Origin of the sequence: Gluconacetobacter sp., from assembly GCF_047721585.1 — a bacterium.
Lineage (GTDB): Bacteria > Pseudomonadota > Alphaproteobacteria > Acetobacterales > Acetobacteraceae > Gluconacetobacter > Gluconacetobacter dulcium.
Window position 1 is genome coordinate 1 of the sequence record NZ_JBDNXE010000030.1, and the last position, 16,614, is coordinate 16,614.

Consider the following 16,614-nt stretch of genomic DNA (forward strand, 5'->3'; position numbering starts at 1 on the left):
CATGCTGATCGACACGACACACGCGGAAGAAACCCGCGTGGTCGTGATGGATGGTAACAGGCTCGAAGATTACGACGTCGAGGCTTCGACCAAGAAGCAGCTCAAGGGCAATATCTATCTGGCCAAGGTCATCCGGGTAGAACCCAGCCTTCAGGCCGCCTTCGTCGAATATGGCGGCAACCGCCACGGCTTCCTGGCCTTCAGCGAGATCCACCCGGATTATTACCAGATTCCGGTCGCGGATCGGGAGAAGCTGCTGGCTCTTCAGGAAGAGGAAGCCCGCGCCGAGGAAGCCCAGGCTGATGACGACGCCGATGAAGATGCGGCGCCCGCGATGGCGGACGCTCCGGCCGAGAACGCGCCTGACGGCGAGGCGGAACCGATGCCGGAAACCGTCGGCGGCGAGACCGATACCGGCGACGAGAGCATGGTGCAGCGCCGCATCGCCCGCTTCCTGCGCAACTACAAGATCCAGGAAGTGATCCGGCGCCGCCAGGTCCTGCTGGTCCAGGTGGTCAAGGAGGAACGCGGCAACAAGGGTGCTGCGCTGACCACCTATATTTCGCTGGCCGGCCGCTATTGCGTGCTCATGCCCAATTCGCTGCGGGGCGGCGGCGTGTCACGCAAGATCACGTCGGTCGCCGACCGGCGGCGCCTGAAGGACGTGATCGCGGAACTACAGATTCCGCGCGGCATGGCCATGATCGTACGCACGGCGGGTGCCCAGCGCCCCCGGCCCGAGATCATGCGCGACTGCGAATATCTGCTGCGGCTGTGGGACGACATCCGCGACCTGACGATGAATTCGGTGGCGCCCGCGCTGATCTATGAGGAAGCCAGCCTGATCAAGCGCGCGATCCGCGACATCTATACCCGCGACGTGACCGAGATCCTGGTGGATGGCGAGCCTGGCTGGAAATCGGCGCGCGACTTCATGCGCATGCTGATGCCGCAGAGCGCGCCGAAGGTGAAATGCTGGCGCGATGGCGCCCAGCCGCTGTTCTCGCATTTCAATGTCGAGGGCCTGCTGGATTCGATGCTGTCGCCGACGGTGCAGTTGCGCTCGGGCGGTTATCTGGTCATCAACCAGGCCGAGGCGCTGGTGGCGATCGACGTCAATTCGGGCCGGTCGACCCGCGAGCGCAATATCGAGGAAACGGCGCTGCGCACCAATCTGGAAGCCGCCGAGGAAGTGGCCCGCCAGTTGCGTCTGCGCGATCTCGCCGGCCTGATCGTCATCGATTTCATCGACATGGAAAGCCGCAAGCACAATGCGATGGTCGAGCGGCGTCTGAAAGACGCGTTGCGGACCGATCGCGCGCGGATTCAGGTCGGTTCGATTTCGCATTTCGGCCTGCTGGAGATGTCGCGGCAGCGTCTGCGGCCCTCGATCACGGAATCGAGCTTCACCCCCTGCCCGCATTGCCAGGGCACGGGCATCATCCGCGGCACCGAAAGCGCGGCGCTGCATGTGCTGCGTGCGATCGAGGAAGAAGGCGCCCGCCGCCGCGCGGCCGAGATCACGGTCCATGTCGCCGCCGAGATCGCGCTGTATATCCTCAACAACAAGCGCGCGTGGCTCGACGAGATCGAGAAGCGGCACAAGATGCGCGTGGTGTTCTCACCCGACGCTTCGCTGCTGCCGCCTCAGTTGCGCATCGAGCGCGTGCGGCCCCAGACCGAGCGATTCGAACCGGTGGCGCAGGCCACGCTTGCCGAACCGATCGAGACCGAAGCTGAAATCGAGACCGATGCGCCCGCCCCCGTGGTGCGTGAGATCCCGATCCAGGCTGAAGCCCCGGCCGCCGTCGAGGAAGCCCCTCGCGCCACCGAAGGCGCGGAAGACGGGACCGACCATCGCCGGCGTCGCCGTCGGCGTCGGCGTCGGCGGAGCGGCGAGCGGACCGTCGATGGCGCGCCGCAATCGGCTCTTCTCGATGGCAATGGCGAGGACGATGAGTCGGACGACGACACCGTCGAGCCCGTCGTCACGACGAGCGAACCGGCTCCCGAAGCGCCCGTTCTCCGGGAACGCGAGGATGAGGGCCGTGACCGCCCGCGCCGTCGGCGTGACCGGCGCGAACCCAAAGCGGTGGACGCTCCGTATCGCGGCCCGACGCCGGCCAACCCGTTCGGCAACGGCATCATCGACATCTTCGACGTGATCGAACAGTCGACCGAAGCCGCCCTGCCTGTGGTGCCCCCGGCCCGGCGCCCGGCCCCCGAACCGACGGAGATCGTCGATATCGCCGAGACGCTCGCGGTGTCGGAGCCCGAAGCCGTGCCGGTGGCCGTGGTGGCGGAAACGGTGGTGGAAGCAGCACCCGAAACCGTGCCCACGGCCGAGCCCGGTGAGGACGCCCCCAAGCCGCGCCGCCGCCGGAGCCCGCGGACCCGCAAGAGCGTGGACGCCGAACCGGCAGCGGTCGAACCCGCCACGGTCGAGGCGGCGGCGGAGCCCGCACTGGTGGTCGCAGCCCCTGAGGCACCGGCCGAAAGCGCCGAGCCGGTAGTGGAGGCACCCGCCACGCCGACGCGGACGCGCCGTCGGCGCACGGTCAAGACTGCGGCCCCGGTTGAGGACGTGGCCGAAGAGGCGCCTGTCGAGGCTCCGGAAGAGGTTGCCGATGTCGTGAAGGAAGCGCCGGAGAAGAAAAAGCCCGGCCGCAAGCCGGCGACACGCGCGACGACCGGCACCAAGGCCCGCAAGACCACGAAAGCCGAGAAGGTCGAGAAGGTCGAAGCGACCCCCGTGGAAGCAGCCGACACGAGCGCCGAACTGGCCGATCCTGCCCCCGCAAAACCCAAGCGAGCCCGCAAGGCCCCCGCACGGGCAAAGGCTACGAAGGCAGCCGCGATGGATGCCGAAGCGGCCCCCAAGGCTGAGACAGCGGACGGACCGGTGGTGCAGCCGATCGTCATCGACGATGCCACCCCTGCCCCGGCACGCCGGACCGGCTGGTGGCGTCGCTAAGCCGCTGCCGCAATCATGTCCCCGCGTCCAAAGCGGACGCGGGGACTTGATGAATGCATGTCCAGCACGTCAGCGATACAGGCCCGCCCCCATCTGGAGGCGGGCCTGTTCGCATTATAAGGTGTTGTTTGAAAATAAGGTGTTGCTTGAAACGCTCCGGCGGCACATCGGCTGCCGGCCCGGCCTCAGCCGGCGGCGAGCGAGGCGCGGCGCAGCGGCATCGTCATGCAATGGATGCTGCCCCCGCCCTGTGAGAACTGGTTCAACTCGGGGTCGATCACGGTCAGCCCCTCGGCCCGCAGCATCTCGTTGATGCGCTTCGAATGGCGCGGGCTCACCACACGGTCGCGACCGAGCGCCAGCACGTTGCAGCCCATGTCCCGCATCGCTTCCTTGTAGCTGACCGGCAGCAGACGGATGCCCTGCGCGCGGAACCAGTCGAGATCCTCGTCATCCAGCACGTCAGTCGCCGCGATGGCCAGGTTTTCTGTCACCATCGTGAAAATGACATCCAGATGCAGGAAATGTTCCGGAAAACGGATCATCCGCGTCGTCCAGCCGGCATCCTCGAACCAGCCCAGGAATTCGCGCGCGCCGGCCTGATCCGTGCGGCCGCCCGTCACGCCCACCGCCACCAGACCGGGACGGATGATATGGATATCGCCCCCTTCGATATGGCCCTGGGTCGCGCTCTTCCAGATATCGTCCGGCTCGTAGAACGTGCGGATCTCTCCCTCTTCCGCCTTGCGCTCGGGGCGCATCATGCGGGTAACGACCGTGCCCCAGGGCGTGGTCTGCGAACTGTCGCGCGTATAGACCTGATAGGGCATGCCCGCGCGCGGCTTGAGGAAATGGCAGGCCGCCCCCGCCCCTTCCAGGGCTGAGACCAGCTCGCCGAACTGTGCCGCCAGGGCACCCCGGTCGATCCGTACGCCTTTCGCCATGGTCTGGATCGCGATGTCGTTGCTGGGTATCCAGTTATAATTGTCGGGCGGGCATAAAAGAACATCCGACAATTCGCCGGTTTCGCTGTCGATGAACCACCGGTTCGACGTCATATCCCATTCTCCTTCCGCTCGAATGTAAAGCGAGCCCGATCCTGTTCTTCACCACTCCAAGCAGGAGATACAGGATACACAATTTAAATCGAGGGGCGTTCTCTTCAGGTCTTCGCAAATCAAGAACCAACCGAAATAGCATATAGGGTCGCTATCCGGCTGGCGCCAGCCGGCCCATTCCGCCTATGATTCCGGTAGCCGTTCCGCGTCATGCCGCCATACGAAGGATGGTCCCGCTTGCCGAGCACCTGCCCGCCCGCCCTCGCTTTATCCAGATCCCGGCGTACACCAGCCCTTCAGCGCATCACACGGCGGGCCGCTCCATGGCGCCGCATATGCCTGGCGGCTCCATTCGTTCTGGCCCTCATCCTGCCCGCCGCGCGGGCACATGCCGACGATCTTCCAAGCTTCGTGCATGACGGACAATTGACGCTCTGTACCAACCCCACCCTGCCACCGATGACGTTCGTCAACGGGTCCGACACCAATGCCCTGGCCGGGATGGATATCGACCTCGCCCGGCGCCTCGCGGCCTACTGGCATGTTCCGCTTGTGCCCCAGACGATGGATTTCGAAGGGCTGTTCCCCAGCCTCTCCGCCCAGCGTTGCGGCATGGTCATCAGCGGCGTCCTGCGGCAGGCAGGGCGACTGCGGAATTATGATGCGGTGGCCTATCTGGACTCCAGCGTGGTGGCCGTCGCCCGCGTCGGCACCCCGAAAATCCGCACCATGGCCGATCTGTCCGGCCAGACCGTCGCCGTCCAGTCCGGCACCAGCTACGCCGCGCAGATCGAACGGGAGAATGATCGCCTGCGCGCGGCCGGACGGCTACCGATCATCCTGCAACAATACCCGACGGAAGATCAGGTCGTGCAGCAGGTCCTGATCGGGCGCGCCCATGCTTTCGTCAGCCAGGATGTCGAACTCTACTACCGACAGAAGCAACTGGGCGGAAAAGTTACCATCATCCTGACGCCGGACTATGCGGATTTTCATCAGTTCGCCGTCTATATCCGCAAGGATGCGCACGACACCGAACTTTTGCAGACGGCGATCGACGACCTGACCCGACAGGGCGAACTCTCCGCCATGGCAAGGAAATGGGGCATATCGGGCGACCATCAGAGCGTCTTCACCGACCGGAAAGCGTCATCGCGCTTCGATTTCGCCACGTTCTTCAGCGCCCTGTTCTCGACAGCCTTCCTCAAGGGCGCCGCACTGACGCTGGTCATCGCCATCCTTTCGCACCTGACGGCCATCATCATCTCGGTCCCCATGGCCATGAAGCTGAACGGCCGGGATTCGATCGTCAGAAGGCTGCTCGGTCTCTATGTCGCCATATTCCGGGGGGCACCGACGCTTCTGCAACTGCTGTTCATCTGGAACGCGCTGCCGCAATTCTTCCCCATCTTCCGTGAGCACTGGTTCACCCCGTTTCTGGCAACCTGGCTCTCCCTGTCGGTCAATGAATCCGCCTATCAGGTTGAAATCAACCGTGCCGCGCTGCGCGCCGTCGATCCGGGCCAGGTCCTGGCCGCCGACGCCCTGGGCATGACGACGGCGCAGACATACCGCCACGTCATCTTTCCGCAGGCGCTACGCATCGCCCTTCCGCCCACCATCAACGAATTCATCAGCCTGTTGAAGACGACCTCGCTCGCTTCGGTCATCTCGTTGCAGGAGCTTCTGGCCGTTACCCAGATTCAGGTGGCCCGCACGTTCCAGTTTACCGAATATTATGCCGCCGCCCTGGTCTATTATCTGGCGATGGTCTTCTTCTTTCTGTTCCTGCAAAAGCGGATCGAACGTCGCTTCGTCTGGGCCGACCGTGACAAGGCGTCCGCCGATGCAGCTTAGCACCTCCCCCGACCCGACCGCGCGGATCTCGATCCGTGGACTGAGCAAGTTCTACAAAGATTACCTCGCTCTCGATCGGGTCGATCTCGATGTCCGCAAGGGCGAGAGGATCGTGGTACTCGGCCCGTCAGGATCGGGCAAATCCACCTTCATCCGCTGTCTCAACCGCATCGAGCCACATGACAGCGGGGTTCTGATGATCGACGGCCGCGTCATCGATGACCGCACGGACCTTACGGCGTTGCGCGGCTCGGTCGGCATGGTGTTCCAGAACTATAATCTGTTTCCTCATCTCAGCGTTCTCGACAATTGCACGCTGGCGCCTCGTCTGGTGCGGGGCGTCGGGACATCCGATGCCGAGGCCACGGCCCGCCGCTATCTCTCGCAGGTCAATATCGCCGAACAGGCCGACAAATTCCCGATCCAGCTTTCGGGCGGCCAACAGCAGCGCGTCGCGATCGCCCGCGCCCTGTGCATGAACCCCGAGATCATTCTGTTCGACGAACCCACGGCCGCCCTCGACCCGGAATCCATCTCCGGAATCGTCGGCATCATGCGCGATCTGACCGAGCAGGGAATCACCACCGTCTGCGTAACCCATGAAATGGGCTTCGCCCGCCATATCGCCGACCGCATCGTCTTCATGGACCGGGGCGCGGTGCTGGAAATCACACCCCCCGAAGAATTCTTTACCGCGCCGCGCACCGAAAGAGCGCGAACGTTCCTCGCACAGATGATCCGCCACTGACGGGCTTGCATCGAGAAGCAAAATCGCCCCCAATGGCAAGGCAGAAAGGCGGCACGGGGTGAACTGTTACCGTCGGCCGGCGCGCGCAGCCTCGGCACCTTCGGGCATTTAAAACGGAAGACTGAACACGCATGACCACATCAATCTTCCCCCCCCAGCAGGCTGAACAGGACGAACGGTCCCTGCGCGAGGATCTGGCCGCCGCCTACCGGCTACTGGCTCTGTTCGACATGACGGACCTTGTCTATACCCACCTCTCGGTACGTCTGCCTGGGCCTGGCCATACATTCCTGGTCAATCCGTACGGTCTGCTGTTCGAGGAGATCACCGCCAGTTCGCTGGTCGTGGTGGATGCCGACGGCCTACCGAAACAGCCGACGAGCTGGCCGGTGAATCCGGCCGGCTTCGTCATCCATTCCGCCGTTCATCGCAGCCGTCCTGACGCCGCCTGCGTCATGCATACCCACACGCTGGCCGGCATGACCGTCGCCGCCCAGCAGCATGGAATCCTGCCGCTCAACCAGATCAATGCCGAATTCCACGGCCGCGTCGGCTTTCATCCCTACGAAGGGATCGCGGCGGACGACAATCTGAGCGAACGCGAGCGTCTGGTCCGCGACCTCGGCGACAATATCGGCCTGATCCTCCAGAATCATGGCCTGCTGACAGTCGGTATCTCGGTCGCCCAGGCGTTCTACCGCACCTACTATCTGGAACAGGCCTGTCGCATCCAGATCTCCGCGCAAGCGACCGGTGCTCCACTGCACCTGCCTTCCGAAGACAAGTTGCTACGCACCCGCGCACAATTCGAGAGCGACCCGGATCAGGGTCAACTGGTCTGGCGCGCCCTGCGCCGCAAGCTGGATCGTGAACAGCCGGATTACATCCGCTAGAACAGATCCTGTTTGAATGCGTGCATTCAAACAGGGGAAGATGCGCGTAAAAGCAATAAACCAGAGCATTTCCACCGAACCGGTTTTCGGTGGAAATGCTCTGGCCTGGCGAGGCCCCATCGTTCGGCATGGGGGGCGCGCGACGAGCCCCTCCTCTTTTCATGAATTCTTGTTATATCATCCGTGGTCTACTCCCTGCGCCGGCCCGATGAAAAACAATCTCTTTCCCCCCCTCCCCCGCAAGCCACGCTTTCTGAAGGCGCTGGCCCATAGCGTGATGCCTTCGGTCATCACGCACTGGCTGGGCGCGCGTGCCATCGCCATCGCGCCTGAACAGATCGCCATCCGCGAGGGGTTGCGCGCCGGCGTTGCGGTCAGCACCGTCATGCTCGTCGCGTGGCATATCAACATGCCCCTCATGGCATGGTCGGCCTTCGCCGCATTCTGGACCAGCCTTGCAGACCCTGGCGGCCTTCTCCGCCCCCGAATCAAGGCCCTGACATCCTTCGGCCTGGCGGGCGCCGTCATCACGGGCACCATATCCGCCCTGGCGGGGTACAGCACCGTCGCCGCCTGTGTGGGGCTCGGCTTCTGCGCGTTGCTATGCGGGCTGGCCCGGGCCTGGGGGGCCGCGGCAACCCAGGTCAGCGTCCTTGCCGCCATCGTCGGCGTCGTCGCCGTCTGTTATCCACAGACGCCGATGGGTGCCTTGATCCTTGCCGGCCTGTTCTCGCTGGGCGTCGTGTGGGCCATGCTGATCTGCCTGCTGGCCTGGCCCGCCGACCCCAGCGCACCGCAGAAGCAGGCCTGCGCCGCCCTGTTTCGCGAACAGGCCAGCATGGCTTTCCGCCTGCTCAGCCTGCCGCATCTTCAAGCGGCCAGCCTTCCCACCCAGCAGAGGGAACTCAGCACCTGGCGCCGCGATATCCGGCGGCGCATCGAACAAGTCCGATCCTCCGTCGAAAAACTCTCGGGCGACGCGCTGATCCGTCCGACCCGTGCCGCCCTTCTTCCCGCTATCGAGGCGGCCGACCGCATTTTCGTCACCCTGATCGCGTTCGAACATGCCGCGTTCTCCGCGCCGTTGCCGCCCGAGACCGCCCGCGTCGTCCGCATTACAGCCGCCGCCCTTCGCCGCATCGCACGAGACATTCCGCAAGGTCGCCCCGTTCCGGACAGTCTCAGCCTCTATATCCGCGCGTTCACGCGCCTCGGCGCCCATTCCAATGCCCTGTCAGCCCGCGCCGCCGCCTGGAACGCCGCCGCCCTGACCGACCTGCAAACGGCATGGCTGGACAAAGCCCCGGCTCGGGACGGCACCACGTCATCCGCACCGGCAACGCCATTGCTGCCGCTCAGCCCGATCTTCGTGCGTCACGCGGCGCGCCTGTCGGTCGCGGTGCTGGCCGCGTTCGGCATCACGCTCGCCTTTCATCTGCCTTATGCCTACTGGGCGATGATGGCCGTCGTCGTCGTTACCCAACCCGGCAGGAGTACCACCCTCTCCCGCACCATCGAGCGCGTGGCCGGCAGCGTCGCAGGCGGCATCCTCGCCGCGATCGCAGGCACGCTGTGCCCGAAATGGATGGTGCTGCTGCTTATTTTTCCGCTGTCGGCCACCACCATCGCCCTGCGCAGCGTCAACTACACGTTGTGCGTCACCTTCATGACCCAGCTTTTCGTGCTGGTCACCGACCTTCTCGGGTCCGACACCGGCTGGCTGCTGGGCTTTGCCCGCGCCGAAAACAACATTATCGGCAGCCTTGTCGGCATGGCGGCCTGCCTGCTGCTCTGGCCGGAAAAATCCACCGCCTCCCTCCCTACCCTGGTCAGCCGCGCTTTCCTGGCCAATCTGCGCTATGCCGCGCTCGTCACAAGCGGCGACGGCAACCGCGAGGAAACCGAACAGGCACGCCGCGAGGCGGGCACCACGTCCAACCAGGCCGAGATCCTGTGCCAGCAGACCAGCCTCGAAGGGCTCCGCCGCTCGGAAAACCTGAAAATCTGCACGGAAATCCTCTTTCATCTGCGCCAGCAGGCCGGCATCGCCAGCACAAGCTGGCTTGAACGCAGCACCGACCACGCATCGGCCCCGACGGCACAGACCTATCAGGCGGCCCTGCGACAGTTCTCGGACCGGCTTTCCGCACCGTCTTCCACCGGTGCCCATCTGCGCGACATGCTGCTGTTTCTCAGGCAGGCACACTGAACCGAAGGCACGGGGGGGGCTGCTTCTGTGAAAACGTGCTGTCGGCAGTCTGCTTCGTCCGCCTCCGATTCGAAATATTCAAGTGTACGCGGTATATTTCGTGTCACGACCCAAGTAGCTTCATCAGCGCGACTGAACATGCTCGCGGCGCGTGACCGGCCACTCCCGGCAGCGGATACGAACATCTCCGGCGCATGAACGATGAATCTGCTCCAGCAGGAACTGGACATCCACCCTATCCGGCATATTGCCTGGGAGGGCATTTGCCCTATCCAACATATCGGATGTCATCCAGATTCATCACGACGCCGACCATCTGCGAACCAGATTATGATCGGTCAATGTCAGGTTTTACAATTAACCGGATCGATCATAACAATACCACCCAATCGTCCTATGTAATGCGGCGCATACGACGCTGGCCTGCCGAGGGATACAGAACCAGATCGCCCGCCAGCAGCTTGACGCCATGTGGTCCTCATGTGTCCCGGATCATCAGTTCCTCGCCGGCATATGCGTCCGGCCAAGTCAGGAGGAGCGTGGGCAACACGCCCGGACTCACACGAAATCCTGTTTCAAGATCGGGATAAATCGTAACATCCACACGCGCATCGAAATAGCGGCAAAAAGATGCGCGGTGGTAGCCCATGCTGGTAACGGCATCGTTCCGGGCGATCGGGTCCAGCACCCGATGACAACGCGCCAGTTCATCCGGCGTCAGCACTTTGGGAATATGGAACAGCATCTATCTTTCGAGCAGCGATTGACATGGAGCGACATTCCGTCGATGCGTTTATGCGACCAATTCTTAGTTGCATATTCTCTCCATGCGGGCCATATATTCGACGACATTTCGTCGGACCGCGTGGCGCTGCGCCATCGCGCAATGATCTGGCCTGTCGAAGGTATTCGTCACATGTCCCCATTGCCGTCCGCTGCGATGCCTTTTTCTCCCTGGGAGATGTTTCTCAACGCCGGCCGGGTTGTCCGTATAGTCATGTCACTGCTGGCTTTTGCATCAGTGCTGAGCTGGACAGTCTTTCTCGCAAAATCCGTGGAGTTCTTCCGCCTCGGACGGCGCCTTGAGCGAGACACACGAAGCCTTGCCGAAGCTGCCTCTCTCCAGATCGCGGAGGAACGGAGCCGGGCGACACGCAGCGTCGCGCACATGTTCGTTGCGGCTGCCGAGGAAGAACGCATTCGCTCGCACGATATCGCCGACGACCATGACGGGCTGAAGGAGCGGATCGTGCTGCATCTGGAGCGGCTGGAAGCCGCCGAGGGCCGCAGGCTGATGCGCGGCACCGGCCTGCTGGCCACCATCGGCGCGACCTCGCCCTTCATCGGCCTGTTCGGCACCGTGTGGGGTATCATGACCTCCTTTACCGGCATTGCCGCCAGCAAGGCGACCAGCCTCGCCGTCGTCGCCCCCGGCATCGCCGAGGCCCTGCTGGCCACCGCGCTGGGTCTGGTCGCGGCGATTCCGGCGGTGGTGATCTACAACCATCTCGCCCGCCAGTCGGCCACCTGCCGCGCCCAGGTGGCCGACCTGACGGCGCTGGTCATGCGCCTGGTCTCGCGTGACCTCGGCCGCATGCAGATGCTCACCGCCAGCGGGCAGGTGGTGCATTTCGGCGCCCGCATCGCCGGGGAGTGAGGCGCGATGATCCATATCCGCCACGCCGATGAAAACCCGCACGAGGCGAGCGAGATCAACGTCACGCCGTTCATCGACGTGATGCTGGTGCTGCTGGTGATCTTCATGGTCACCGCCCCGCTGACCACGGTCAACGTGCCGGTGGATCTCCCGTCCTCGACCGAAAAGCCGGCCCCGCGCCCGGACGACCCGGTGTTCCTGACCGTCAAGGCCGATCACGGCCTGGCACTGGGCGAGGACGATATCGCGGCGGATGCCATGCCGGCGGCGCTGGCAACGGCGACCAAGGGCAACAAGGACGAGCGGATCTTCCTGCGCGCCGACAGGACGGTCGATTACGGCACCCTGATGGGCGTGATGGATAAACTGCGGGCGGCGGGGTACCTCAAGGTCGCGCTGGTCAATCTTCAGGGCCAGGAAGAAGGCGGCGCGGCCGGAGGCACGCCGTGAGCGATACGGCGGACATGGCGCAAACGGCTGACGGCCGTACGCTCCTGTTCTTCGCCGACTGGCGGACCCGGCAGCTTCGCCGCGAACGGCGGCGCGAGGTCGTGCGCTGGGGGGTGTCCTTCGTCACCGTGCTGGCCGTGACGGGTGGCGTGGTGTTGTGGGTCATGCACCAGCCACCGCCCGTGACGCCGGTGCCCGAGCCGTCTCCCGCCGCGATCGCCATCGACCTTGCGCCCGAGCCGGTCGCCACCCCCACGCCGCCGACCGACGCCGCGGGCGGCCCGCGGCAGGCCGTCTCGGTGCCCGATCCGCAACCCGAGCCGCCGCCCAAAATGACAGTTCCCCCCTCCCCCGCGCCGTCGCCGCCTGTTCCAGTGGCGCGGCCCGAGAGGCCCCGCCCGCTGAAAAAAAAGATCCCGCTCCACACGCATGAACGAAAGCCGGTTCCGGACAGGCCCCCACCGGCGCAGGAAACAACGGCGCCCCCCGCCTCGGAAGGCTCTGTCGCACTGCCTTCCGCGACATCCGTCTCCAGCGCCTCGTCATCGCAGGCAAGCCATGATCCGGTTACATGGCAGGGTGAATTGCTGGTACGGCTTGAACAATACAAGCGTTATCCAGCCGAATCCCAGGCGCGTCATGAAGAGGGCATCGCGATGCTGCGTTTCGTCATGGATCGCAAAGGGCATGTGCTGTCGGCACGGATCAGTTCAAGCTCGCATCATGCAACCCTGGATGAAGAGACGCTTGCCCTTTTACACCGGGCGGAACCCCTGCCGGTTCCCCCTGACGGCATTCCGGGCGATGCGATCACCCTTACCGTGCCGATCGAATTCTACCTGGACCAGTCCAGAAACTGACCCATCATTTGGGAACCATCAGATGGAGCAGGGACGCCACCACAAAAAACGCCACCGTGCTGAGCGCCCAGATGGCCACGAACCAACCGATCCGTGTGCCCAGGCGCTTCGGCGCGTCATCTCCGTTGCCCTTTACGATTTCAGTGATAACCATCGGCTTCCGTCACTTTCCCGCGAAACACGCGGTAGGAATAAATGGTGTAGGTGAGGATGATCGGCAGCAGGATCGCCGTGCCGACAAGCTGAAAGAACTGGCTCGATGGCGGTGACGATACATCCCACAGCGTCAGGCTGGGCGGCACGGCATAGGGCCAGACCGTGATCCCGAGGCCCGAGAGGCACAGGAAGAACCAGCCGAGAGCGCATAGGAACGGCACCCTGGAATGCCCGCGACGCAACCCCATGGCCAGCAGCGCGCCCAACACGGCGACCAGCACGGGCACCGGCGCCACAAAGAGAATGTTCGGCCAGTCGGTCCAGCGCCGCAGATAGGGCGCATGCAGCAGCGGCGTCCACAGGCTGACCGCCACGATGCCCGCGAACAGCCCGATGGCCAGCCACACGGCCCATTTGCGGCAGGATGCCTCCAACACGCCGGTCGTGCGCCACACCAGCCAGGTCGCGCCCAGCAGGGCATATCCGCACATGACCGCCAGCCCGCACAGAACACTGAAAGGCGTCAGCCAGTCGAGCGCGCCGCCGGTAAATTCACCATTGGTAACGGCAATGCCCTGGATCACCCCGCCCAGGATCACGCCCTGGCTGAAGGCGGCAATGCCCGACCCGGCCATGAAGCCGACCTCCCATAATGCCTCACGCGCGGTTCCCCGCGTCATGATGCGGAATTCGAACGACACGCCACGAAAGATCAGGGCCAGCAACATCAGGACGATCGGCAGGTAGAGGGCCGGTAGAAGGGTTGCATAGGCGCCCGGAAACACGCCGTAGAGCACGGCGCCCCCCAGGACCATCCACGTCTCGTTTCCGTCCCACACCGGCGCGATCGTATTGACCATGACATCCCGCCGGCCCTGATCGCGTTCCAGAGCGAACAGCATCCCGATGCCCAGGTCGAACCCGTCGAGAATGACGTAGATCGTAATCGCGGCCACCAGGATGACGGCCCACACGATGGGGAGCCAATGTGCGAAATCCATCATGATCAGGCTCCTTCACCGGGAATGGGGCCGGCGATCCCCGGATGCGTGTGTGTTGCCAGGACATCGGCGGCATGCGCGGGGCTGGCATTATGCTCGCCTTCCTCCGGCGCGCGGCCCAGCAGACGAAGCAGGATCGCCAGGCCCGACCCGAACACGATCACATAGACCACGACGAAGGCCGTCATCGTCACCGCCATGCTGGACAGGACGATGGGGGAAACACTCTCGGAAGTCCGTAGCAGGCCATAGACCGTCCAGGGTTGTCGGCCGACCTCGGTGGTTACCCAGCCGCATAACAGTGCGATGAACCCCGCAGGCGCCATGCACACCGCCACACGATGAAAGAACGGGCTGGTGAACAGGGCGCTGCTCCGGCGCAGCCACAGCGACCAGAACCCGACCAGCGCCATCAGCATGCCGAGCGCGACCATGATGCGGAACGAAAAGAAAATGATCGGTGACGGCGGACGCTGGTCGCGGGGGAAATCCTTCATGCCCGGCACCTTGCCGTCGAGACTGTGCGTCAGGATCAACGAGCCGAGCAGCGGGATCTTGACGGCGTAATCCGTCCGTTCCGTCTTCATGTCGGGAATCCCGAACAGAAGCTCCGGAGCCCGTCCCTCGGTCTCCCAGTCGCCTTCCATCGCCGCGATCTTCACCGGCTGGTATTTCAGCGTGTTCAGGCCATGCGCGTCCCCCGCCAGAATCTGCAATGGCGCCACGATGGTGGCCATCCACATGGCCATGGAGAACATGACCCGCACCGGCTCGCGCGCCATCGCCCCAGCCCGCCGCGCCTTGAGCATATGCCACGCACCGGTCGCCCCCACCACGAACGCAACGGAGAGGAACGCCGCCAACCCCATATGGACCAGCCGGAACGGGAAGGACGGATTGAAGATGATGGCCAGCCAGTCATCCGGCAGGAAACGCCCGGTGGCCGGGTCGATCGTATAGCCGCGCGGGGTCTGCATCCACGAATTCGATGCCAGTATCCAGGTCATCGAAATCAGCGTGCCGACGGACACGCAGCAGGTGGCCGCGAAATGCAACCCTCGCCCCACCTTGTTCATGCCGAACAGCATGACGCCGAGGAACCCGGCCTCCAGAAAGAAGGCGGTCATGACTTCGTAGGACAGAAGGACGCCCGTGATCGGGCCGGCTTTCTTCGAAAAGACCGACCAGTTGGTCCCGAATTCATAGGACATGACCAGCCCTGACACGACACCCATGCTGAAGACGATCGAAAACGCCTTGATCCAGTATCGGTACAGATCAAGAAAGACCTGCCGTCCGGTCTTGAGCCACAGCCCCTCCAGAACGGCCAGATAGGCCGCCAGCCCGATGGAGAAGGCCGGAAAGATGATATGAACGCCCACGGTGAAGGCGAACTGAAAGCGCGCAAGGAGGAACGCGAGGTCTGGAGCGGTCTGCATCAGCACCTTCCTAAAAGCGGAACATCGGCATGCCGTCCCGAGAACAGGTCCCCCTCGGCATGCCACAATGGTCCGGTATTTCTGCCAGATCATTCACCAAACGGGCGTCCAGTATCTTTTCCTTATGGAATTATTTCTTCTTGCAAGCGGGAGCAGATTTTGACCGGACCGGTTACTTCCTCCACGCCGGCCGCTTGTCATAAACAGCCATCCGCCTATGCTGAACATCAGTGCGCGTTGTATATACGAACCCGTCCGCAGGGAGTTTCAGTCCGTTGGTCACACCGCAACCCGTTGGTACGAAGCTGACCCAGGCAGCCATCTTTCTTGTCGCAACTTTAAGCGAGAGCGTTTCGATCAACGCCCAGGTCCGCGATCTTCTGGGAGATCTCTCATCTCTGGTGCGCGGGGTCGGCTTTCGGGTGCCCGATGGACGGTTAAGCTGCATCACCGGCATCGGTTCGCATGCCTGGGATCAACTCTTCGGCACCCCCCGCCCGCGAGACCTTCATCCGTTCCAGGAAATCCGGGGCGTACATCATGCTCCCGCCACGCCGGGCGACCTGCTCTTTCATATCCGCGCGACCCGGATGGATCTGTGTTTCGAACTCGCGGCAGCCATCGTCTCCCGGCTGGAAGGCGCCGGCGAGATCGTGGATGAAGTCCACGGGTTCAAATATTTCGACGAGCGCGATCTGCTCGGCTTCGTGGACGGAACCGAGAACCCTACCGGACAGCCGGCGCTCGACGCGGCCATCGTCGGAGACGAAGACCCCGCCTTCATCGGCGGCAGCTATGTCATCGTCCAGAAATACCTGCACGACCTCAAGAAGTGGGATGCCATTCCCACCGAAGTCCAGGAACATATCATCGGCCGCCGCAAGGTGTCGGATATCGAACTCGCGGACGCGGCCAAGCCCAGCTATGCCCATAATGTCCTCACCAATATCGAGGAAAACGGGCAGCAATTGCAGATCGTGCGTGACAACATGCCCTTCGGCGAAGTGCGCAAAGGGGAGTTCGGCACCTATTTCATCGGCTATGCGCGCTCTCCCGCGCGCACCGAGCAGATGTTGCGGAACATGTTCGTCGGCAAGCCGCCCGGCAATTACGACCGGCTTCTCGATGTCAGCACGGCCGTGACCGGCGCCCTGTTCTTTATCCCTACCGGCGAGTTTCTCGATGGCGCGCCAGACATGGGCGCCGAACCGCCAGAACCGGACGGCCAGCTCCCCTCCCCCGCCTCATCCACCGATCGGCAGGGCGCGCGCTCGCGGGACGGCTCGCTTGGCATCGGCTCCTTGAAGTAAGG

At 63.7% G+C, this 16,614-nt stretch carries 14 protein-coding genes; 9 read left to right on the plus strand and 5 right to left on the minus strand.

Translation table 11 applies throughout. The features are described from left to right. The first annotated feature begins 1 nt into the window (after position 1). Entirely contained in the window at positions 2–2,974 is a 2,973-nt protein-coding gene (locus ABF821_RS07685) for an Rne/Rng family ribonuclease (RefSeq protein ID WP_415529602.1), read from the plus strand. A 185-nt stretch (positions 2,975–3,159) separates the two neighbouring features. On the opposite strand, the gene ABF821_RS07690 is transcribed toward ABF821_RS07685, so the two are convergent. Next, positions 3,160–4,032: a dimethylarginine dimethylaminohydrolase family protein gene (locus ABF821_RS07690; protein WP_415529603.1), complete on the minus strand. Its 873-nt coding sequence runs from the start codon at positions 4,030–4,032 to the stop codon at positions 3,160–3,162. A 237-nt stretch (positions 4,033–4,269) separates the two neighbouring features. Here ABF821_RS07690 and ABF821_RS07695 point away from each other — a divergent pair, with 237 nt between their 5' ends. From ABF821_RS07695 to ABF821_RS07710, 4 genes are all read left to right on the plus strand, one after another. Continuing rightward, positions 4,270–5,889 (plus strand): ABC transporter substrate-binding protein/permease, encoded by a 1,620-nt coding sequence (locus tag ABF821_RS07695; protein ID WP_415529604.1) that lies wholly within the window; start codon positions 4,270–4,272, stop codon positions 5,887–5,889. Further along, positions 5,879–6,637: an amino acid ABC transporter ATP-binding protein gene (locus ABF821_RS07700; protein ID WP_114727844.1), complete on the plus strand. Its 759-nt coding sequence runs from the start codon at positions 5,879–5,881 to the stop codon at positions 6,635–6,637. The genes ABF821_RS07695 and ABF821_RS07700 overlap by 11 nt, the downstream gene beginning before the upstream one ends. Before the next feature lie 131 nt (positions 6,638–6,768). Further along, positions 6,769–7,530, plus strand: coding sequence for a class II aldolase/adducin family protein (locus tag ABF821_RS07705; protein WP_415529605.1), 762 nt, complete (start codon positions 6,769–6,771; stop codon positions 7,528–7,530). A 208-nt stretch (positions 7,531–7,738) separates the two neighbouring features. Continuing rightward, a complete protein-coding gene (locus tag ABF821_RS07710; protein ID WP_415529606.1) occupies positions 7,739–9,739 on the plus strand; it encodes an FUSC family protein in 2,001 nt (666 codons plus the stop codon). Between the two features lie 478 nt (positions 9,740–10,217). Here ABF821_RS07710 and ABF821_RS07715 read toward each other — a convergent pair whose 3' ends face one another. Next, on the minus strand, positions 10,218–10,484 hold the full coding sequence (locus ABF821_RS07715; protein WP_415529607.1) for a hypothetical protein: 267 nt from the start codon (positions 10,482–10,484) through the stop codon (positions 10,218–10,220). Positions 10,485–10,655: 171 nt separating this feature from the next. Here ABF821_RS07715 and exbB point away from each other — a divergent pair, with 171 nt between their 5' ends. Genes exbB through ABF821_RS07730 form a run of 3 tightly spaced genes read left to right on the plus strand, consistent with a single transcriptional unit; the run spans position 10,656 to position 12,706 of the window. Next, entirely contained in the window at positions 10,656–11,396 is a 741-nt protein-coding gene (exbB, locus tag ABF821_RS07720; protein WP_415529608.1) for a tonB-system energizer ExbB, read from the plus strand. Positions 11,397–11,402: 6 nt separating this feature from the next. Beyond that, a complete protein-coding gene (gene exbD / locus ABF821_RS07725; protein ID WP_415529609.1) occupies positions 11,403–11,846 on the plus strand; it encodes a TonB system transport protein ExbD in 444 nt (147 codons plus the stop codon). After that, a complete protein-coding gene (locus tag ABF821_RS07730) occupies positions 11,843–12,706 on the plus strand; it encodes an energy transducer TonB (protein WP_415529610.1) in 864 nt (287 codons plus the stop codon). The genes exbD and ABF821_RS07730 overlap by 4 nt, the downstream gene beginning before the upstream one ends. A 4-nt stretch (positions 12,707–12,710) precedes the next feature. On the opposite strand, the gene ABF821_RS07735 is transcribed toward ABF821_RS07730, so the two are convergent. The 3 genes from ABF821_RS07735 to ABF821_RS07745 are packed head-to-tail and all read right to left on the minus strand — an operon-like array spanning position 12,711 to position 15,302. Then, complete coding sequence (locus ABF821_RS07735; protein ID WP_415529611.1) at positions 12,711–12,860, minus strand: DUF2474 domain-containing protein; 150 nt, start codon at positions 12,858–12,860, stop codon at positions 12,711–12,713. Beyond that, entirely contained in the window at positions 12,847–13,866 is a 1,020-nt protein-coding gene (gene cydB / locus ABF821_RS07740; protein WP_182972812.1) for a cytochrome d ubiquinol oxidase subunit II, read from the minus strand. The genes ABF821_RS07735 and cydB overlap by 14 nt, the downstream gene beginning before the upstream one ends. A 2-nt stretch (positions 13,867–13,868) precedes the next feature. Further along, entirely contained in the window at positions 13,869–15,302 is a 1,434-nt protein-coding gene (locus tag ABF821_RS07745) for a cytochrome ubiquinol oxidase subunit I (RefSeq protein ID WP_415529612.1), read from the minus strand. Positions 15,303–15,577: 275 nt separating this feature from the next. On the opposite strand from ABF821_RS07745, the gene ABF821_RS07750 reads away from it, so the two are divergent. Beyond that, positions 15,578–16,612, plus strand: coding sequence for a Dyp-type peroxidase (locus ABF821_RS07750; protein WP_415529613.1), 1,035 nt, complete (start codon positions 15,578–15,580; stop codon positions 16,610–16,612). Positions 16,613–16,614: the final 2 nt, after the last annotated feature.

Excerpts from the sequence above, each read along its gene's own strand:
- ABF821_RS07700 (WP_114727844.1), top strand. The coding sequence starts at position 5,879 with ATGCAGCTTAGCACCTCCCCCGACCCGACCGCGCGGATCTCGATCCGT.
- exbB (WP_415529608.1), top strand. The coding sequence starts at position 10,656 with ATGTCCCCATTGCCGTCCGCTGCGATGCCTTTTTCTCCCTGGGAGATG.
- cydB (WP_182972812.1), bottom strand. The coding sequence starts at position 13,866 with ATGATGGATTTCGCACATTGGCTCCCCATCGTGTGGGCCGTCATCCTG.
- ABF821_RS07735 (WP_415529611.1), bottom strand. The coding sequence starts at position 12,860 with ATGGTTATCACTGAAATCGTAAAGGGCAACGGAGATGACGCGCCGAAG.
- ABF821_RS07745 (WP_415529612.1), bottom strand. The coding sequence starts at position 15,302 with ATGCAGACCGCTCCAGACCTCGCGTTCCTCCTTGCGCGCTTTCAGTTC.
- exbD (WP_415529609.1), top strand. The coding sequence starts at position 11,403 with ATGATCCATATCCGCCACGCCGATGAAAACCCGCACGAGGCGAGCGAG.
- ABF821_RS07705 (WP_415529605.1), top strand. The coding sequence starts at position 6,769 with ATGACCACATCAATCTTCCCCCCCCAGCAGGCTGAACAGGACGAACGG.
- ABF821_RS07690 (WP_415529603.1), bottom strand. The coding sequence starts at position 4,032 with ATGACGTCGAACCGGTGGTTCATCGACAGCGAAACCGGCGAATTGTCG.
- ABF821_RS07685 (WP_415529602.1), top strand. The coding sequence starts at position 2 with ATGCTGATCGACACGACACACGCGGAAGAAACCCGCGTGGTCGTGATG.
- ABF821_RS07710 (WP_415529606.1), top strand. The coding sequence starts at position 7,739 with ATGAAAAACAATCTCTTTCCCCCCCTCCCCCGCAAGCCACGCTTTCTG.
- ABF821_RS07715 (WP_415529607.1), bottom strand. The coding sequence starts at position 10,484 with ATGCTGTTCCATATTCCCAAAGTGCTGACGCCGGATGAACTGGCGCGT.